Source organism: Clostridioides sp. ES-W-0016-02 (assembly GCF_020641035.1).
Lineage (GTDB): Bacteria > Bacillota > Clostridia > Peptostreptococcales > Peptostreptococcaceae > Clostridioides.
Genome location: NZ_CP061361.1, coordinates 1,849,237 through 1,870,126, shown reverse-complemented (window position 1 = coordinate 1,870,126; position 20,890 = coordinate 1,849,237). Strand labels below are relative to the sequence as shown.

Genomic DNA, 20,890 nt, shown 5'->3' with positions numbered 1-20,890 from the left:
AAGGATGATATTTTTTAATTATAAATATTTTGACGAAAACAGTTAATTCTTTGTTAAGTTGACTTTATCCAAAATATGCTAAATATCACCTTAAGTATTTAAATTACTATATGATATAAGTTTTCTCAAGTTAACAACAACTTAAAGATTTAACATTCTCTTAACCTATACTTAACAAAACGTTAATATTTAAATTGACAAAATTTGTTATTCTATATTATGGAAACGATAAATTTTAGTTAATAAAGTTTATAATTCATATAAAAAATTTATTAATTTCTTAAGGGAGGAAATATCGTGAATATAGCAGTTAGTCTTATCGGTGGACTTGGACTTTTTCTTTATGGAATGAGTTTAATGGGAGAAGGTTTACAAAAATCGGCAGGAGACAAATTAAAGAAAATCATCGAACTCTTAACAAGTAATGTTGTTATGGGTGTATTGGTGGGTACAGTTGTTACAGGTATCATACAAAGTTCAAGTGCTACTACTGTAATGGTTGTAGGGTTTGTAAATGCAGGAATAATGAATCTAAGTCAAGCCATTGGTGTAATAATGGGTGCAAATATAGGTACTACTGTTACTGCCCAATTAGTTTCATTTAATCTTGAAGGAATAGCCCCAATTGCATTAGGTATAGGTATAGTATTTTATTTATTTACATCAAATCAAAAAACAAAACACTTAGCTGAAATACTTATTGGTTTTGGTATATTATTTACAGGTATGGAATTTATGAAAGATGCAGTAGCTCCACTTGCTGAGTATAAGGGATTTACTGATACACTCTTATATTTTAGTAAAAATCCTATCCTTGGTATATTAGCAGGATTTGCAATCACTGGTATCATACAAAGTTCAAGTGCTTCTATGGGTATGCTAATAGCTTTAGCTTCTCAAGGAATACTTCCTCTATCAGCTGCTTTACCTATACTTTATGGAGATAATATTGGTACTTGTGTTACTTCACTTTTATCAAGTGTTGGTGCAAATAGAAATGCTAGACGTGCAGCTGTAATGCATTTAAGCTTTAATGTAATTGGTACAATAATATTTATGCTTGTCTTAAATAAACCTATATCAGCAATAGTTACTCATTTTGACCCAACTGACACAGCTAGACAAATAGCAAATGCACATACTTTATTTAATCTTACAAATGTTATAATATTATTGCCATTTTCTAAATACATAGTTAAATTAGCAAATAAACTTATACCTATTAAGGAAACTGAGTCAGAAATTGTAAACAATACTAAGTACTTAGATGAAAGAATGTTTAGTACTCCATCTATAGCACTTGGTAATACTGTACAAGAAGTTGTTAGAATGGGCCATAAGGCTACAAACTCTTTAGAACATTCAATTGCAGGTTTTTTAAATAAAAGTAGTGAGGATATTAAGAAAACTTTTGAGTCTGAAAAAGTTGTTAATAAATTGCAAAAAGATATATTAAATTACTTGTTAAAACTTTCTAAAGAACCACTCAGAGATGATGAACGATTTAGAACAGATTTACTTTTCAATACAGTAAATGATATCGAAAGAGTATCTGACCATGCTGAAAATATAGCTGAATTGGCTATGACTGTTAAAGAAATGAATGTTAACTTTTCTGATAGTGCAATAAAAGAAATCTATGAAATATACAATAAAACTATGACTAACTTTAAGGATGCTTTAGTAGTTTTAGATGTAAAAGATTTTGAATTAGCAAACAAAGTTTTAGAAGTTGAAAATGAAGTAAATTACTTAGAAAAAACTTTTAGAAATTCTCATATGATTAGATTAAATAATGGTAGTTGTACAATTGATGCTGGTGTACTTTACCTTGACTTACTTACTAACTTAGAAAGAATTTCTGACCATTCAACAAATATAGTAAAACAAGTTTTAAAACTTAAACAGAAAATATAATGACTACAATTTGTATTTAATTTTAATTAACTACTTAATATAATAAAAAGCTATAAATAATAATTCTATTATTTATAGCTTTTTCAATTTAGTTAATATAAATTTAGAATAGGTATTTTTCTTTTTCTCTTATATAATAAACGAGTACCTTAAACATTTGATTTAATTTTAAGCACAGGATTTTTTAATAATTGCTCAAAATCATCTTGTGGCATTGGCTTTGCATAAAAATATCCTTGTGCCAAATAACATCCAATTTTTTTTAGTATTCTCACTTGTTCTATACTTTCTACCCCTTCACATATAACTTTCATATTTAATTCTTTTGCCATATTTACCACTCCACGCACGACAGCTTGTTCACGACTACCATGCATTCCTTTTTGTATAAATGTACGGTCCAACTTAATTATATCAACAGAAAATTGTTGTAATAAGCCAAGAGAGGAATATCCAGAACCAAAATCATCTATAGAAATAGGAAATTCTGATTCTCTTAGTTGATTAAAATGACTCAAAATCTGATTGAGATTTTCAACAAAAATACTTTCTGTGACTTCTATTTCAAGGTATTTGTGAGGTATTTTATAGGAATCCGCTATTTCTATCAATTTTTCTGAGAAGCTTTCATTATTAAAATGAATTCTGGAAAAATTGCAGGATACTGGACTAATATTTAATCCCAAATCCATCCATCTCTTTAACATTTTGCAGACTTCTTCATAGATATAAAAGTCAATTTCTACCACAAATCCATTTTTTTCAAAATAAGGAATGAATTTTGCAGGACTTATTATACCTTTATGTGGATAATTCCATCTTACCAATGCTTCACTTCCTACCAATTTATTTGTATTCATATCTACCTTTGGTTGAAAGTATGGAACAAACTCTCCATGTTCTAAGGCTATTTGCATTCTATCTGTTAAGTTTCTTTGATGTAACCCTTCCTCTCTCATAGTCATATCATAAAGTACAACACAACTTTTGTGAGTTATTTCTGTATTTCTTCTTGCATAATTTGCTAGGTCAAGCATGAGAGATATATCATGTTTTTCAACTTCATCTACTATATATACACCAAATACAAGAATAAGTTGGTAAGTTTTTCTCATTTTTTCTACCCAACCATTTAATTGATTATCAATCTTGAAGAGACGTTCTTCTAAGCACTCCCAACTATCGTATTTTAATAACATAACAAATTGGTCTGCAGAAACGCGAGCACAAGATTCTTCAAAAGATACAGAATCTTGTAAAGCTTTAGCTAATGCACAAAGTATTTCATCTCCTTCTGAAAAACCTAAAGTGTCATTAATCATTCGAAATTGTTTTATATCTAAATAAACAATCACATATGAACCACTTTCTGCACTTCTTAAACTCTTAATAGCTTCTTTACAAAATTTATTTAAATTCCAAATTCCTGTAAGACTATCTCGGTATAACAAACTCTCAATACGTTTATTATTTTTTGACTTTAATAAAAGTAGAAAACTCAAAAGTATAATAATAATAGCTGATACTATAATAACGCCTCCAATAATTGCCATTGGATGCTGGTGGATAATATCTTGCCAAGTTATATCATATTGAATTATCGTATTTTTTAAAATTATTCTGTCCATTTGTTCTGTTGACATATATTGAATACATTTATCTAGTATAGAAAATAACCTCGAATCTGCAGAATCAGAAATACCAATACTTATTTCTTCTGCATAGTTTGTCAAGGTCGAAACAGAAAATTTTTCATAACGAGGATTGGACAATAGATAATCTGCAATATATGTATTTACATAAACAGCATCCACTTTATCCTTTAATACAGCCTCAAAACATTCTTTTGGAGAATTATAATACTCTATAGTTCTATCTAGTTTCCCATCTTCAGTAATATTTTGTCCAATTAAAGAACCATTTACAGCTGCCACTTTTTTAATTTCATTTTCTTTTTCTCCACTAACTAAAACTACTGGAGCACGTAAATAATACTGCGTTGTTCTTATATTGTTTTTTTGGTTGTTAATATAATCGTTTTCCATACCACAAACTATAGATATTCTAGAATCTTTTGATACTTGAAGTGCTTCACTATAACTTTTTGCAGAAACAAATCTAAATTTTAAACCAGTGTTATTTGTAATTTCCTTAAATAAATCAGCAACCACACCAGAAAACTCACCTGTTTTTGAATCACCATATTCTAGTGGTATCTTTGTAGAATCATAAACAGCTGAAATTTCACCAGATTGTTGTATATATTCTTGCTCATCTTTTGTAAATACTGGCTTCTGAGCAGTACTTATAGAAAAATATTTATTATATAATTTTGTTTCATAACTTGAATTCCTAAGTGTCAATGTATTCAAAGCAGAATTCAGTTGAGATAATAAATCCAGTTTCTTATTCGAAACCACAGTATAGAGTGGCTCTGGAGAAAATTGTGCTACACTTTTAAATGTACTAGTCCGACCAAGATGTGTTATAGCAACACCATCAAGATTTCCATTTTTTAAATCTCTTAATAAATCATCTGTTTCTTTATAAGATATAATTTTAACTTCAAAATCATTTGTTTTACAATATTCTTTAAAGTTTTCAGCATCCTTACTATTACTAATAACACCTACTTTCATATCCTGAAATGAATCAAAATCCTCATAATCATAACGAGTATCATCCACTTTTACATTTAAAGTTGTATAGATATTACACATTGGTAGTGTTGGAAAAAGCATTTTTTTTGTACGTTCTTTTGTATAATAGACACTAGGAAGAACATCTATCTCACCTGATTTTAACATTTCAAGAGCATTTTCCCAACTTTTACAATCTACTATTTCATATTTCCAGTTAGTGTACTTAGTAATTTCTTGTAAGTATTCAAAATTAAATCCTATATACTCTCCATTTTCATTTCGACTCATATAATCGCCATCATCATAATACCCGACTTTAACTGGAACCCTATCTGAAGCAGAGTTAATTTTTATTGGAAAAGAAAGAAAAATCATACAAACAATCAGAATCAATTGATAGGTTTTTAACTTCAAAATTTTGTCCTCCTCCCTCTTAGTAGCTATATTATATCATTTTCAATAGAAAAATAGAATATACTGCCAATTGTTTAACTTTCAAAATACTTCTAAAATATATATTACTAGTGAGAATACAGAAAACTTAACTTATATAAACATACTATTTTTTTATATCTATCACACATAATAAGAATACTTAAAAAGCTATATAAATTTGCAAAATAACAAATTTATATAGCTTTTAACATGGTAAAATAATTCATTTTTTATATAATCTTTTTATAATTACATCAAATTGAAATTCCTATAAATTAATTTTATTGCACAATTGATACTTTAATAATATCCCCATTTTTTCTTTCTAGATGAACCACTTCTCCAGTTAAATCATAGTCAAATGCCTTAACTAGTATTTCAGTAACTTTTTTACCATCAACTACATCATCTTTTCCATTAAATAAATCTAAAGCATTGTTTTCAATCATTCTCTTTGCAAAATTTACAGGTAATTTTATATGTATTTTGTCGCCTGTATGTGATAGAACTCTTATTCTTAAAAACTTTTCTAAATTATTTCTTGGTATTTGTTTTGATGCCATTCTATTAAATCACTCTCCCTTATTTTTTATTTAATAATAAATTTTATTCTTAAAAATATCTTTATATGTATCTATTATAAAAGTAACACCATTATTTTCTGTGTTTAGTTTATACCTAACTCTATCTAATATACAAGTTTCATGAGTGCATATATTTTTTTTAATAATTGTACATTTTTAGACTTTATTTTATAATTATTCTATATACTTTATACTCTCAATAAAACTTTTTTATCAGAATATTTTATTACATAAAATACTAAAATTAAACTAATCTATTTATCACTAAATAGTATCAGGGGGATATACTTATGATAGAAAAAATTAAAAACATGCTAAAAAATCACAATCATGATATATATATTTCACCACACAAATTATTAAGACCATATATAGCTCACTATACAATAACTTTTCCAGATAAAAATTCTATAGAAAACCTGACATTGATACCTGATGCCAGTGGATGTATCGTATTTGAATTTAGTAAAAAAGGTATAACTAGCAAATTTTGGGGTGCTACAACAAAAACTATTATTGTAAAAAATGATATAGAAAATGTACTATTTAGAGTATTTGTTGAATTTCTTCCATGTGGAGTATACTATTTAACAGGTTTTCCTCAGATAGAATCAGCCGATTTAATAATCCCTGTTAAAGACTTTAACACTCAACTTGATTTCGAAACTAATTCTATCTTTGAAAAGTCCAATACTCTTAAAGAACTCATTAAACAATTCGATAGGTTATTTTTATCGTACTTATTTAAATCTAATATAAAAGATTTAACAATACCAATTCTTATAGATGCTAGGAAACAAAACTCTATTATGTCTGTTAAAAATATTGCTCAAATTAGTTGTTATAGTGAACGCCATTTAAATAGGATTTTTAATAATTCTCTTGGTATGAGTGTTAAGACATACCTTAGATTATTACGTATAAATACAGTACTACAAGAAATACAAAGTAATAATATATCATTTACAACTTTAGCTCAAAATATAGGTTATTATGACCAATCTCACTTTATAAATGATTTTAAATCTATTTGTGGTGTTAATCCAACAACCTATATAAAAAATTTGTCTGATTTTTACAATGAGAAATATAAATTTTAACATATGATTATATTAAAGTTTATATTTGAGGAGGATTTAAAATGATAGAATCAAGATGTGGAATTTTGTGTTGTGAATGTAAGTATAAGGAAGATGTAAATTGCGCTGGATGTACAAATATTGATAAACCTTTTTGGTCTGAAGAATGTCCTGTAAAATCATGTTGTGAGAATAAAAATCTTACACATTGTGGCCTATGTGACACATTTCCATGTGAAATATTAACTCAATTTGCATATGATAAAAAACAAGGTGATGATGGAAAAAGAATTTCTCAATGTGAAAAATGGGCTTCTCTAGCTTTATAATAGTATCATATTTATATATTTTATATTGTATATAAATTAAAATATTAATACCTTAATACATAATTGTATATTCTCTAAGATAGATAGCTATTATTCAATATAAAATAATAGCTATCTATTTTTTTCACAAATAAACATTGATTTTTAAATCTCTTAATTTTATATTTTAATATTTATGTCAATTAAATGTTAGTAAAGTATTTTATCTGCATTTACACCAATATATAGTAACACAAAGCTTTTCAATTTTTTATGGTTAAGCATAAGCAAAAAATGTTAACTAAAAATTACAATTAAGTAGACATTTGTATTAATCTATGATACAATAGTATTTGTGGTAATACACAATTAAATCAAGTATATCTTGATATAGGTTAATAGGAGTATTTTTAATGAATAATGGAATAGTGAAATGGTTTAACAACGAAAAAGGATTTGGTTTTATAACAGTAGAAGGTGGAGATGATGTATTTGCTCATTTCTCAGCTATACAAACTTCAGGATTTAAATCATTAGAAGAAGGTCAAAAAGTAAGCTTTGATATAGTTAAAGGTGCTAGAGGTCAGCAAGCAGAAAACATAACTATATTATAATTATATAGATTTTTTCGGAAAAGACTCTTTTAAGAGTCTTTTTTTATTGGTAATATACAATATAATTATTAATTAAGTAAATAATATTATTTGGACAAATAAAAAAAAACCTCTCCTAAATATAAAATACTCTTCATAAATAAGGGTTAATTCAGTAAAGATATATAGTATATTATATATAAAAAATCCAATAGATTAGCTCTATTAGATTTTTATTTCATATATAAATATTTTTCATTAATGTTTTCAAAAGTTTAATAACGTTTTTGAAATTTTATCAAATTTTTCACTAGATATATCAAATTTTTGCTTAAATTTTTCATCGTTCATTCTTTCAACAATTACTTTATCTGGAGATAATTCATAAATAATACTTTTTATCTTATTAATAGATTCCTCATTATCATTATATTCCTTTATAATTGTTACTTCTAAAATAAATTTTCCTTTATACTGTTTATTAAATAAAATCATATTTGAAATATATTCTTCTAGAGTATATCCTATAATTGGTCTCTGAATTTTTTGAAAATCTTTTTCCGATATTGTTTTTATCTCTCCAATGACTTCATCACACATATTGGCTATTTCTATATATTCGTCTTTACCTAATAAATATCCATTAGAAAGTAATCGTACAGGCACTCTTTTGCGCTTTACTAACTCGATTACATCACAAATTTTATCATTCAATAGTGATTCTCCTTTTGAATTAATGAAAACTAGTTCTGCCTTATGCTTTTCTATTATACTTTCTAATTCTCTAAGTGAGTCATCCATCTTGTCAAATGATTGAAGTGTATCCACTTTATTATATGACCTTCCAATAGGACAGAATATACAATCAAAGTTACAATACTTTTCAGGAAGTATATTTACTTCTAATACTCTTTTTCCATCCTCAATATAAATATCTTTATAACTAAAACCACTCATTACTCTATCCTCTCAAAATTAATTTATTGATACTTCTTTATTATTAATATCTAAAATTGAAATTTTACATGTTCCACCTAAATTTTCTTGAACTGTTTTCGCCAAATAATTCAAGGCATTCTCAAATTCTTCAAATCTACTTTCATCTACTAATTCAATACATAAAAATGCATTATTTGTATTTTCAGTAAGCATTGTCCTCACTGCTTCACGCCAATTCCAACATCTACAAATTGCACCTTCATTATCTTTATAGACTATCTCACCTTCATATGGAGATGAGTTTTCTTCTGTTCCTAATGGTATAAATTCTTCATTTCCAACTGCTCTAGTCAACCTAATATCTCCCATAAATTTGTCTATGTCTTCTCCACCACAAGGCAATGCATATTTTAGCGAAATAGAATTGTAAATATCCACTAAGGGGTTAATAGTTGCTATATGATTTCCATTATGAACTCTTTTTAGCAATGCCTCAATAGATGACCTTGCTCCTTTTTTCGTTTTAAATTTTTTGAATGCTTCTCTCCATACTTTAATTACTTGGTTATTGCTAAATTCTAAATCCTTCAAGTGTTTTAATGCATCTTTTTCTCCCTGCAAAATCATTTCCTTGTATTCTTCTTTATCCTTTATAGAGTTGTCTATGTCCTTACAAATAACAACTCCAATCTTTGAACTAGGAAATAGGTTCCAAAACTCATCCTCAACAACAAATTTTTTCATTAGAATACCTCCTCAACTTTAAAATATATAAAAATAAAAAAGCCTACAGAAATATTATTAAATATCTCCCAGGCTTTTATCCTTCCGTGTACACAATAACTGTGCGTTTTCTCTTGGACCTGCCCATTATAAAATGCGGAACCCTAGAAAACTAAACTATATATTTTTGTAATTTATAAAATACAAATAAATTTTAGCATAATATAAGATTTAAAACAATACTATATTGGATTCTTATATTTGTACAAAATAATATTTAAAGGTTATTTAGCTAATCTAATAGAATACTACATTATTGATATAATTTTATTAATAAAATTATAAGTATAAAAATTTCAGAATAAGTCTATTTTAAGTGTAAGTTATAAATCCCAATTAAAATAGACTTAAATTTCATTTTATGTTAAAATCTTTACAGTAATAAACAATTTTATTTTAAGGAGATAATTTTATGAATAATTACTTAAAATTTGCTACATATCAGCTCATAGGCTTTACATCTTCTATACCTAAACTTATAAAAATCAAAAAAAATCCAGATAAATTTAGCTTAAAAGAAAAATTTGAATTTATGCAAAAACAAGCTAAAAAATCTTTAGATATAGTAAATATAGACCTTAATATACTTGGCAAAGAAACATTACCAAAAGAACCAATTTTATTTGTTGTAAATCATTCAAGTATGCTTGATAGTTTTATACTAGCAGCAAGTGTAGAAAGACCAATTGGATGTGTAATTGCAGATGAGCCAGTTTGGAGAAATATACCTATATTTAAAGAATGGGCGAAGTTGTTACGATGTGTATATGTAAACAGAAAAAATAATAGAGAAGGGATTAAAAGTATTGCTGAAGCCTCACAAAATATACTTACAGGTCAGAGTATGGCAGTGTTTCCAGAAGGAGATTTAACCTGGATTAAAGAACCAAATTCTCTAGTATCAGATTTTAGAAGTGGAGCCTTAAAAATAGCATATAAAGCAAAGTGTCCTATTGTTCCATTAGTCATAAAAAATTCAAAAGATACTTATGAAGGATATCAACCTATTGGTAAAATTAACTCTGTTCCTGTTGAAGTTGAATTCCTAGAACCAATTTATGACCATATTGAAAATCCTAGACTAAAATCTTCTGTATTAGGAGAAAATATTAAAAAAAATATGATAAACAAAATAGAAAGTTTTAGAAAAACAAATAAAAACTTTTAAAGAATTTTAACATTAAAATTTATTGACTAGAAAAAATTTTAATGTTAAAATTTTTTTAAGAGGTGATTAAGATGGCAAAAAATACAAAACAAACAACAGTTCACATTGATGAAACATTACTTAAAGAAGTTAAAAGAATAGGAATTAATGAAAATAAAAGTATATCTCAAATAATAAATGAATCAATAATAGATTATGTATTAGTTTACAGAGAAAACGAAGACAAAGAAAAAAATGAACACGATAAAAATTTAAATGATACAATAAATGCTTTTAAAAGAGAGGAAGAAAAAAGAGTTGAGGCAAAAAGTGCTGCTAGAGCTATAGCAGAAGCAAAAAAACGAGTTCTCTACTAATAAATATAAAAAATCGGTACAAACTATGCACCGATTTTTTTATATCTAAAACATATTCAAAAAGACTTAAATTTTCTTTAAATTATATCAAATCTCCAACAACTTTCACTTTTATCAGGAGTGCATTACCTGGAAGATATGCAAGTGGAACATCTTCTATATTTAATACTTCTATAGTATCCTTTTTAGCACCTGCTTTTAAAGCTTTGTTTATGGCTTCTTGTTTTGCATCTTCTATAGCATCTTCTCTAGACATTTTATCTAAGCTGTACACTTTTTCTACATCCCCACTTATTTGCCCTAAAGCTGCACCAATAGCATTTGCTGCAGTATAATGAGGAGGTCTTATAACATCACTTATACCTTTTAGTTTTTCTGGAACAATTATACTTCCTCCACCAGTTAAAACTAATTCAACATCATTTTGGCTAGTCTTCATTTGGTCTACAGCATCTTCTAGTTTTAAAATTACTTTTTTATATACCTCATCACAATAATCTTTATCTAAATTTTCAACATTATTTTTTCTATCCTCAAATGCCATGCCTAACTTTGTAACAACATCTGATAAAGTTAAAGTATCACCACCAAATATTATTGCATCTTCAGTTATTCTATACCCTACACTCTCAGGACCTATTTTTATATTGTCTTTTTCGCCTTTTACACAAGTTCCCCCAGCAAGTCCAATAGTTAAAACATCGGGCATTCTAAAGTTCGTATGTACTCCTCCAATTGTAACAGGAATTGAAGATTCTCTAGGAAATCCATTGTATAATACACCTAAATCACTCGTAGTTCCTCCAACATCTAGTACTATTGCATTTTTTACTTTTGACAAGAAAGACGCTCCCCTTATAGAATTTGTTATTCCACATCCAATTGTGAAAATAGGATACTTCATTGTGTACTCCAAATTCATTAATGTTCCATCATTTTGACTAAAATATATTTCTGCATCTATTCCTAAATCTTTCAATGCTTTTTCAAATCCTAAAGAAACAGCCTTACCTACTCTAGACAATGCAGAGTTTAAAATTGCTCCGTTTTCTCTTTCCAGTATGCCTATATTACCTATTTCATTTGATAAGGATATTGGAATATCACCAAGAATCTCTCTAACCCATTTTGCAACTTCTTCTTCTTGTTGCTTATTTACAGGAGCAAATACTCCACTTATTGCAACACTTTCTACCTTGCCTTTTATCTTATTGCAAAAATCTACAACTTCATCTTTACAAAGTTCATTTATCTTTCTTCCATCAAACTCATAACCACCAGATATCAATATTGAATCTAATTCTATTTTTTCTCTTAAATCTTCTGGCCAATCTATAAATGGTAAAATAGCAGTGGTTGCTGGTTTTCCAATTCTTATCATTGCTACATTATTAAGTCTTTTTCTTTCTACTATTGCATTTGTACAGTGAGTTGTACCAAGCATAGCATATTTTATTAATGAATGGTCAATTTTACTTTCATCTATAACTTTTTTTAAGGCATTATAAACACCAGTTTCAACATCTTTTGTAGTTGCTACTTTAACTGAATGGATTACTTTTAATTCCTTATCCAGTATACAAGCATCTGTATTTGTTCCTCCAACGTCAATTCCTACACGATACATCAAAATTTCCCCCTAAATTTTTATTTTCCTTGTAATTCTTCTACTGTTTTATACTCTACATCATATCCAAAGTATTCAGGTCCAACTGTCTCAATTCCTTTTTTAGTTCTCCATTTTTCATTACAAGGAAAAGCTACTACCATCACACGAGAACCATATTTTATTCTTTCTGTAGTTATTGGGAATCCAGTTTCTAAATCTAATATTGCTATTAAATCTGGCGTAATACAAAGTGGTGTACTACCTTTTTTTGCAATTAGATTTTCATTTTGAAATAGTACAGAGTATTCTCCATCATATCCATTAATTCCAGCGAAGAATGCATGCCCTCTAGTAAAACCACCTTTTAACTCTCTTTTAATATCAACTACTTTTCCTTCAAATAATTTATACCCTTTTAATTCTTTCAATATATTTTCAATAGCACCTTTTGAGTCTGACTTATTCTCAAGTAAAAATCCTCCTATAGTTTCAGCTATAGTCAAGGTATTTCCTATCGCAGCTTTTTTAACTTGAGCTCCACTTAAATTATAGTCACTAATAGAAGAACTTCCTCCCATTTCTACTGTTAAAGTTCTAGCCAATCTTTCTGACCAAATTCCATCAACAGGATAAAGGATGGCTGAATTACCCTTTTCATCAGCCATTACAGCAGGTGATGCTTCATATCCTTCAAGATAAAAAGTTACCATTTGAGCTTCCGGAAACGCTCTACCCATAGAATCTGCATCCAAAATAGGAAGCCCTTTTTTTGCAGCAACTGCTATTGGCATAAGTGAATTTATTCCTCCTATTTCTATAGGAATTATAACATCAACTTTTCTATTCAATAATTTTTCCATTATCTCTAAAGGAGTAGTTAATTCCACTTCAGAAAGTAATTTTTCTATTGTAATTACAGGGGAACCCATACCAGATACTGGTACTACTAAAGCATCATCCTCTAGCTCATCTAAACTAATCACTTTTACAGGCCCATACTTTTTAATTGCTTGTTTTGCAACTAATTTACCTATGTATGGGTCTCCTCCTCCTCCTGTTCCAAGCACTGCTGCGCCAACTGCTATTTTATCCACGCTTTCTTCTGTTAAAAATCTCATGTTACTTTCTCCTCATATTCCAAATTTATTTTATACTTTACAAGCATATTTCATTAAACTGCTTTTTCTGCTTCTTGTTTGTTTTTTGATGAACAAATCACTTTTCCAATAATTGATTGTATTATAAATCCTGCTATAAATCCATCTAAAGGTGCTATAGTAGTAAGAGTTATAAATCCATATGTAGAAAGGTATGTTATTAATATACCAATTATCCAAGATATTATTGAATGTTTAACTATTGGTTTGTATGCTATCCCCTTATCAAATCCTTTAAGTTCTTGTTTTACTATATAATATTCTGCTGTATACACACCACCAACAGGTGCAATAACAATTCCAAGTAAATTTAAAAATCCTATAAATCCTTCATATATTCCAAATACAGCTAATAAAGTTGCTACAACACCAAGAACTATAGTTAATACTTTTTCAGGAGCTTTTTTTAGTACAAGAGCTATACTTAGTGATGCAGAATATACATTGCTTGTATTTGTAGTCCATTGAGCTAATGTAAGTACAATTATACCTGGTATAGCAATTCCTAATGTAATAAAAATTCTCATAATATCTGAAGTACCCATACATTTTACTAATATTATTGATACTACTATCATAAAAGCATTTCCAAATTGTATCCCTAGAAAACTTGAAAGTGCACAATCTCTTCTACTTTTAGCCCAGCGACTTATGTCAGGTGATACTATTGCTCCAACTATTATTATACTCATTGATAGAGAAACTCCACCTGCAAATGTCATAGTCGATTTCATATTATCATCAACTGGAATTCCATTTGCTTTAAAAGCTAAGAATATAGTTAACATCATAAGAATTAATAAGAATGGTACTGAATACACACTTAATTTTTCCATTGCTTTATATCCATAAATAGCTGTACTCATCATCAAAAGACCACCTATGAGGCTTAAAATTTGCATGCTCACATCTAGATTAAATATATCTTTTATTATTATTTGAGCATTTTGAGCAAAAAAGCCTACTTGAACTCCAAACCATCCTAATAAAGAAACTCCTATAACTAGAGAAAATATTTTTGCTCCAGCTTCTCCAAACACATATTTTGTTATCATAGATGTAGATAAGCTTGTAGATGAACCAACTAAAGAGCATATAGTATACAAAATAGCAGAAAAAAATGAACCTACAATTACTGATAATATTGCTTGTTTCATTGGCATACTTTGAGCTAACTCAGCTCCTAAAATAACAGATGATAAATCCACACCTATTGCTACTAGCACTGAAAACATAGCTACCCAACCACGTTTTTGATTCTCTGGAACCTGTTCCAGGGCATAATTAATTTTTTCTTCTTCCATTTTCATCCCTCCATTAAAATTGTAAAACCATTTAATTTGTTTGTTTTACAATTTTCTAATTTATAAATTTATTAACAACTATATATTTATAATTTTCATTTAATATATAGTTTTAAATTTTCTGAAATAATTTTATAATAAAAAACGCCTCTTGGAAAAAATCCAAGAGACGAATACCAATCCGTGTTACCACTCTTATTAGTAAAAATTTATTTTACTCACTCATTTTCTTAAGGCGAATTAAACCACTACTACAATAGAACTGTAATAGTATTCTCCAAAGCTCTTTTCACACAAATTTCAATATTAGTTCTCAGCCAAATCTAACTCTCTGTAAAATTCCTTTATGCTACTTTCTTCTTCTGCGAATCTACGTTATTTATTTATTTATGATTTATATCATAATATATATGCAATATTTTGTCAACTTAAAAAGTAAATTACTTGTATTTTTTAGTTTTATATGTAATTTTTTATATTATTACTGTATTTATATTTTGTATTTTTTAAATTTAATAAAAATTTATATTATTTTTATATACAATTGAATATAATTTTACAAATTATTTTCATTTTTTTGTAAAGTTCTACAACCATATTTTACAATCCAGTTAGTATATTCATTTACACTATACCAATCCTTCGCAAGCTTTACAAATAAATCTGGGTGTGTTTTAGAAATGTCATTTAAATTATTAGCAACACTCTTTCGCACATACAGTGATGAGTCGGTTTTTAATTGTTCCAATATAGGTAGAATAGGTGTAGGGTCTTTTTTAAATTTAGTTAGTGCTTAACCCCAAGGCAACTGTGGACGACAACATGAACGTACAGCAAATAATCATATCTCACATTATACAACAGTATGTTATATTGTTAAATCTATCTATTTAAAATACTTCACACTGCACATTCTGAAATATTGTAAAGTATCTACTGACAGTAAAAATGTCCGAACAGCCTATAAAACAAGGCTATACGAACATTTAATAAAATTTTAAAATATAATCAGAAATTTATTTTAAGTTCAATCAAATTTTTATTGAATTATATCTATTGAATCTCCAATACTTATAATTCCTTCCTTTAAAACCTTAACAAAAATTCCTTCACGTGGCATTACACAGTCCCCTGTTAATTTTTTAATTTCACATCCATTATGACACTTTTTACCTATTTGAGTTACTTCAACTTCACATTTGCCTATCTTTAATTTTGTACCAACAAGTAATGAAAACACTTCTATTCCTTCTGTAGTTATATTCTCAGCAAAGTCTCCAAATTTTAATTTGTCAAAACCTCTCATCTTCATTTTATCTATACTTTCTTTTCCAAGTAAACTTATTTGACGATGCCAGTTTCCCGCATGTGCATCTCCAACTATTCCATAATTTATTTTTAGTTCTGCACATTGCACAGGAACCTTAATTACACCCTTTTTGTCACTTATATTTATTGACACTACTTTAGCCATATTTCCTCCAAATTTTCACCCATATATTCTTAAATTATTCAAACTTAAAATCACCTGATTTTCCACCAGTTTTCTCCACAAGATGTATATTGCTTATAACCATCTTTTTATCAACTGCTTTACACATATCATAAATTGTAAGTGCTGCTAAAGAACAAGCATTTAATGCTTCCATTTCTACACCAGTTTTACCAAGTGATTTACAGGTTGCATATATCCTAATAGCAGATATAGAATCATCTATCTCAAATTCCAAATCACATCCAACCAATTTAATTTGATGGCACATTGGTATATTTGAAGATGTATTTTTAGCTCCCATTATCCCTGCAACTTGAGCTACAGATAATACATCTCCCTTTTTTATTTGTCCATTTTTTACCTTTTCTAAAGCTTCTTTACCAAGAGTAATCGTAGCTGTTGCTATAGCAGTTCTCTTTGTATCATCTTTTTCACTTATATCTACCATTTTAGCATACCCTTTTTCATTTATGTGCGTTAACATTACCTATCCTCCAATTTCATACATACGTCTATTTGTATCACTACATTTATTTTCTATTAAATGATGTTTTTCTGGCTTTTCTTTTATTATATCTTTCATAGTTTCTCTAAATAACAATGGTTTATGTAAAAGTGGTTTTATATCTATTTCCTCTTTTGAATGTAGACACAGTTTTATTGCACCACTAGAGGTAAGTCTAATACGATTACAAGTGTTGCAAAATGAACAACTTAATGGAGTTATAATTCCTATTCTTCCTTTTGCTCCTTTAAACTTATAATATTCTGCTGTACTTTTTTCATCATTTTTAACTTTATATAAACCATATATTTTTTCAACCATTTCTTTTACATTAAAATATCCTTTTTTGTAGACTCTATTAGCTTCACCTAATGGCATAAGTTCAATAAATCTTACATCAATTGGTGATTTAACTGTTAAAAACATAAAGTCTTTAAGCTCATCATCATTAAATCCATTTATGGCAACACAATTTACCTTTACTTTTATACCTAAATTTAAACATGACTCAATCGATTTTAATACTTCTTTTAAATTGCCACCTCTTGTCACAGATTTATATTTATATTCCTTTAAAGAATCTAAGCTTATATTTACTTTATTCAGACCACATTCTTTAAGCTCAAAGATTCTATCAGAAAGTCCAAGAGCATTAGTTGTCATTCCTATATTTTCTATTCCACATTCTTCTCTTGTAAACCTTATAAGTTCATTTAAATTGGGATATAAAAGAGGTTCTCCTCCAGTAAATCTAACCTTTTTTATACCTTGTTCTGACATAGCCTTTATAATGAATTTATAGTCTTCAAAACTTAGATTATCGTTTATATAATTTTTTTCAAATTTAACATCTGGTGGCATACAATAAACACACCTTAAATTACACTTATCTGTAAGTGAAATACGAAGGTAGTCTATTTTTCTTCCATACTTATCAATCATACTCTATCTACCTCTTTGTCTATTTTTTATCTATCTGAATTATATACTATTTTTTGTTATTAGTGGCACATTCTGTGGCTTCTCCTCTTAAAATTTCTATGCCATGGTCTAAGACATCAATAATGAAACTTAGATTTTCAACTGCACCTTTAGGACTTCCAGGTAAATTTATTATTATAGAATTATTCCTTATTCCACTTACACCCCTACTTAGTATAGCTTTTTTAGTAATTTCTGTAGATTTCATTCTCATGTATTCACTGAGACCTGGTATCTCTCTTTCTAAAACATCTTTAGTAGCCTCTGGAGTTATATCTCTCTTTGAAAATCCAGTACCTCCATTAGTAAGAATTAAATCTACTTTATTACTGTTACAAATTTTTATAATATTTTCCTTTAACATTTCCTTATCATCTTTTATCAACACGTATTCAGTAACTTTATAATTCCCTGTATTTTCAACAAATTCAGTTAATTTTTTTCCTGTTATGTCTTCTCTTTTCCCTTCATAGCCCTTATCACTAAGCGTTATAATTGCTACATTAAACATATGGTTTCACCCCTTTATATATTAATTAAACTTTTATAAATAAAAAATCTATTTAATAGAACCTATTCTGGTAATATTCCTTCTGATAATAATGCTTCTAAAACTGCTCCTGCTATACAACGTCCTTTATCTGATATCGTAAATGAATTTTTTACTTCTTCCATTCGAGGGTCTATATCCAATATCTTTAATCCTTTTTCTATTTGTGAACCATTTCTCAATAAGCCTCTCAAAACACCATCTATAGAAGCTTTCACTTCTATTTTATTTCCATTTTTTTCAGTGATATAACATATTATATCTCCTTTTTTAACTACATCCCCTATATTACATACATTTTCTATTATTCCAACGTTCTCAGAATAAAAAACTCGTTCTTTGGTTATACCCAATATAGCACCTGGTATTCCTGTATTTTTTAAAGCATATCCTTTTCTTATCACTTTTCCTAAATTATGTCCTCTCATAGTTTCAATAACTATGTCTACATCTTTACCTGCACAAAATCCTGGACCTAAAGCTATTGTAAGTGCTGCCATCGCTTTATTTGTTCCAATATTTTTTTTTGCAAGTATACAATCTATAACCGCTACAGGACGTATTTCACCTATATATTTACCTTTTGGGTCTATTATTAGTGCCACGTTTCTTTTATTTAAAGCTTTTTTTATTTCTGCTTTATCTTTGCAATACACACAATAAACACCTTCCACAGAAACTTTCTTTTCATAGATAGCCTCACTAAAAGAAACTTTCCTTCTTATTGCGAGAGGAGTCTCAACTTCTAAAGCGATTATTTTAAAACCACAGTTATGTAACTTATGTATAACTGCTGTTGCTAAATCTCCAGCCCCTCTAACTATTATAACATTGTTCATATTTTCTCCTACTAATAAAAATTTTAAAGTCTATACTTTATATTATATAATATAATTTTACTTATTTATATAATATCATCTTATTTTATTATTATAATGGTTAAAAATTACTTTTACTTGATATTTTTCAAACAAAAAGAGACATCCATAAAATTTATAAAAGATGTCTCTTTCTAATTCCTTATATTTTATTTTTCAGATATATCATTGTTATCTTCTAAAATAACTGCTGTTCCATAAGCAAGCATTTCTGCCGCTCCTTGCATAACTGAAGCTGAAGACAATCTAAATGCTATTATTGCATTTGCACCTTTAGATTCTGCATCTTCAACCATTCTACCAATTGCAATTTGTCTTGCTTCTGTAAGCATTTCATTATATCCTGTAAGTTCTCCTCCAACAAGATTCTTAAAGCTTGCTCCTATATCTTTTCCAACATGTTTTGCTCTTATCGTACTTCCTCTAACTAGCCCTAAAACTTCTGCTATTTTTTTTCCTTCTACTTTTTCTGTAGTTACTATTAACATAATATATCAACTCCTTTATATTCCTGTTTAATATATTATATCATGTAAATAGCAATCTTCTTAATAAATCTTGTAATTTAATACTTTATCTAGGAAATCTATACTATAAAATAAGATATTTCGTTAACCAATTATGTTCCTAATCAATTTTCTATATATAAATTTACTTAGTTAACTCATCATATAAACTTAAATTGTATTCTACATTCAATTTTAAATCCTTAATTTTTTTAATAATCATTTCACTAAAGCTTCCTTTTTCAAACCAGATATTTTGTATGTCTAAAAGTTCTATCTCTTCTAAAATGGCCTCCATCTTAGACTGCTTATCTATAATAGCTACAACATCAATATTGTGTGGTACGTCTTTTAGACACTCATATACATCTATACCTTCAATATTCTTTTTCTCTTCATCTATAGCAACAACTTTGTACATATTCTTTTTAAGTTCATCTAATATTTTATATGCTTTGCTTTCTTCGTCACTATTATTTAATATCACTGCCCAAGAATCACATTTAAGTAAATTCATAAATTCTCCTCCATATAAATCCTACTCTATTTTACAACCGTAGCTAATTAAACTTCAGTCAATTTTTTATACTCATCAATAGTATTTACATTTAAAAATAAATCTTCGTTATCAAAGTATATATAGCTTTTATCTATTTTTTCTATAAGAGTTCTAAGCTTCAAATCATTTTTCCCTATACATAAAGATACTTTATTTATTATACTCTTTTTGTATCCAGAACACAATGGTTGTAACTTTCCATTTGTTACTGAAATTACACTTTTATCATCCATTTCATCAGCTATTTTTTCGACTACTTCATTATTTAGATATGGCATATCACATGCAACTGTAACTATATCATACTTTGCATGTTCAAGAGCAGTATATATTCCTCCTATTGGACCAACATTTTTTATTATATCATTATAAACTTTAATGTTATATTTTGAGTATAATTCTTCATTGTTAGATACTATTATTACTTCATCAAAATTTTTAAATACTTCTATTGCAATTTCAATAAAAGGCTTTTCATGTAATTCTAGAAAAGCTTTATCTTTCCCCATTCTAGAACTTTTCCCTCCTGCTAAAATTACACC

Annotated in this window: 21 protein-coding genes, 1 riboswitch and 1 other annotated feature; of the genes, 6 read left to right on the top strand and 15 right to left on the bottom strand. The window is 27.8% G+C overall.

All coding sequences use genetic code 11. The features are described from left to right. The first annotated feature begins 297 nt into the window (after window positions 1-297). Window positions 298-1,917 carry a Na/Pi cotransporter family protein gene (locus IC758_RS09090; RefSeq protein WP_227433222.1) on the top strand — a complete coding sequence of 540 codons (1,620 nt, stop codon included), beginning with the start codon at window positions 298-300 and terminating at the stop codon, window positions 1,915-1,917. A gap of 149 nt (window positions 1,918-2,066) precedes the next feature. Here IC758_RS09090 and IC758_RS09085 read toward each other — a convergent pair whose 3' ends face one another. Together IC758_RS09085 and IC758_RS09080 are read right to left on the bottom strand one after the other, a co-directional pair. After that, a complete protein-coding gene (locus tag IC758_RS09085) occupies window positions 2,067-4,973 on the bottom strand; it encodes an EAL domain-containing protein (protein WP_227860914.1) in 2,907 nt (968 codons plus the stop codon). A gap of 302 nt (window positions 4,974-5,275) precedes the next feature. Next, window positions 5,276-5,557 (bottom strand): hypothetical protein, encoded by a 282-nt coding sequence (locus IC758_RS09080; protein ID WP_004454426.1) that lies wholly within the window; start codon window positions 5,555-5,557, stop codon window positions 5,276-5,278. 311 nt (window positions 5,558-5,868) lie between these two features. Here IC758_RS09080 and IC758_RS09075 point away from each other — a divergent pair, with 311 nt between their 5' ends. The 3 genes from IC758_RS09075 to IC758_RS09065 all read left to right on the top strand — a co-directional run bounded on the left by IC758_RS09075 (window position 5,869) and on the right by IC758_RS09065 (window position 7,579). After that, on the top strand, window positions 5,869-6,678 hold the full coding sequence (locus IC758_RS09075; protein WP_227823824.1) for a helix-turn-helix transcriptional regulator: 810 nt from the start codon (window positions 5,869-5,871) through the stop codon (window positions 6,676-6,678). A 41-nt stretch (window positions 6,679-6,719) separates the two neighbouring features. Continuing rightward, window positions 6,720-6,986, top strand: coding sequence for a DUF3795 domain-containing protein (locus IC758_RS09070; protein WP_227433219.1), 267 nt, complete (start codon window positions 6,720-6,722; stop codon window positions 6,984-6,986). Window positions 6,987-7,378: 392 nt separating this feature from the next. Continuing rightward, entirely contained in the window at window positions 7,379-7,579 is a 201-nt protein-coding gene (locus tag IC758_RS09065; RefSeq protein ID WP_227433218.1) for a cold-shock protein, read from the top strand. Window positions 7,580-7,825: 246 nt separating this feature from the next. On the opposite strand, the gene IC758_RS09060 is transcribed toward IC758_RS09065, so the two are convergent. Together IC758_RS09060 and IC758_RS09055 are read right to left on the bottom strand one after the other, a co-directional pair. After that, window positions 7,826-8,515, bottom strand: coding sequence for a radical SAM protein (locus IC758_RS09060; RefSeq protein WP_227433217.1), 690 nt, complete (start codon window positions 8,513-8,515; stop codon window positions 7,826-7,828). Window positions 8,516-8,533: 18 nt separating this feature from the next. Then, window positions 8,534-9,241, bottom strand: coding sequence for a B3/4 domain-containing protein (locus tag IC758_RS09055; protein WP_227860913.1), 708 nt, complete (start codon window positions 9,239-9,241; stop codon window positions 8,534-8,536). Window positions 9,242-9,304: 63 nt separating this feature from the next. Continuing rightward, a riboswitch (guanidine-I (ykkC/yxkD leader) is annotated at window positions 9,305-9,399 on the bottom strand. Window positions 9,400-9,692: 293 nt separating this feature from the next. Here IC758_RS09055 and IC758_RS09050 point away from each other — a divergent pair. Further along, complete coding sequence (locus tag IC758_RS09050; RefSeq protein WP_227433216.1) at window positions 9,693-10,448, top strand: lysophospholipid acyltransferase family protein; 756 nt, start codon at window positions 9,693-9,695, stop codon at window positions 10,446-10,448. A gap of 71 nt (window positions 10,449-10,519) precedes the next feature. Then, entirely contained in the window at window positions 10,520-10,804 is a 285-nt protein-coding gene (locus IC758_RS09045; protein ID WP_227433215.1) for a transcriptional regulator, read from the top strand. Window positions 10,805-10,886: 82 nt separating this feature from the next. Here IC758_RS09045 and IC758_RS09040 read toward each other — a convergent pair whose 3' ends face one another. The 11 genes from IC758_RS09040 to IC758_RS08985 all read right to left on the bottom strand — a co-directional run bounded on the left by IC758_RS09040 (window position 10,887) and on the right by IC758_RS08985 (window position 20,857). Next, entirely contained in the window at window positions 10,887-12,431 is a 1,545-nt protein-coding gene (locus IC758_RS09040) for a hydantoinase/oxoprolinase family protein (protein WP_227433214.1), read from the bottom strand. 20 nt (window positions 12,432-12,451) lie between these two features. Continuing rightward, on the bottom strand, window positions 12,452-13,531 hold the full coding sequence (locus IC758_RS09035) for a DUF917 domain-containing protein (protein ID WP_227433213.1): 1,080 nt from the start codon (window positions 13,529-13,531) through the stop codon (window positions 12,452-12,454). 53 nt (window positions 13,532-13,584) lie between these two features. Next, window positions 13,585-14,874 carry a cytosine permease gene (locus IC758_RS09030; protein WP_227433212.1) on the bottom strand — a complete coding sequence of 430 codons (1,290 nt, stop codon included), beginning with the start codon at window positions 14,872-14,874 and terminating at the stop codon, window positions 13,585-13,587. Window positions 14,875-15,036: 162 nt separating this feature from the next. Beyond that, window positions 15,037-15,248, bottom strand: a binding site (T-box leader). A 665-nt stretch (window positions 15,249-15,913) separates the two neighbouring features. Next, the gene (locus tag IC758_RS09020; RefSeq protein WP_227860912.1) at window positions 15,914-16,348 is read right to left on the bottom strand and encodes an MOSC domain-containing protein; all 435 of its coding nucleotides are present in this window, start codon (window positions 16,346-16,348) and stop codon (window positions 15,914-15,916) included. Window positions 16,349-16,382: 34 nt separating this feature from the next. Further along, window positions 16,383-16,853: a cyclic pyranopterin monophosphate synthase MoaC gene (gene moaC, locus IC758_RS09015; protein WP_227433210.1), complete on the bottom strand. Its 471-nt coding sequence runs from the start codon at window positions 16,851-16,853 to the stop codon at window positions 16,383-16,385. A gap of 3 nt (window positions 16,854-16,856) precedes the next feature. Continuing rightward, a complete protein-coding gene (gene moaA, locus IC758_RS09010; protein ID WP_227433209.1) occupies window positions 16,857-17,816 on the bottom strand; it encodes a GTP 3',8-cyclase MoaA in 960 nt (319 codons plus the stop codon). 46 nt (window positions 17,817-17,862) lie between these two features. After that, entirely contained in the window at window positions 17,863-18,366 is a 504-nt protein-coding gene (locus IC758_RS09005) for a molybdenum cofactor biosynthesis protein B (RefSeq protein ID WP_227483237.1), read from the bottom strand. 62 nt (window positions 18,367-18,428) lie between these two features. Continuing rightward, entirely contained in the window at window positions 18,429-19,244 is an 816-nt protein-coding gene (gene yqeB / locus IC758_RS09000) for a selenium-dependent molybdenum cofactor biosynthesis protein YqeB (protein ID WP_227823822.1), read from the bottom strand. 188 nt (window positions 19,245-19,432) lie between these two features. Further along, complete coding sequence (locus IC758_RS08995) at window positions 19,433-19,771, bottom strand: heavy metal-binding domain-containing protein (protein ID WP_227433206.1); 339 nt, start codon at window positions 19,769-19,771, stop codon at window positions 19,433-19,435. Window positions 19,772-19,934: 163 nt separating this feature from the next. Continuing rightward, on the bottom strand, window positions 19,935-20,306 hold the full coding sequence (locus tag IC758_RS08990) for a CoA-binding protein (protein WP_227433205.1): 372 nt from the start codon (window positions 20,304-20,306) through the stop codon (window positions 19,935-19,937). 47 nt (window positions 20,307-20,353) lie between these two features. After that, window positions 20,354-20,857, bottom strand: coding sequence for a molybdenum cofactor guanylyltransferase (locus IC758_RS08985; RefSeq protein ID WP_255630973.1), 504 nt, complete (start codon window positions 20,855-20,857; stop codon window positions 20,354-20,356). Window positions 20,858-20,890: the final 33 nt, after the last annotated feature.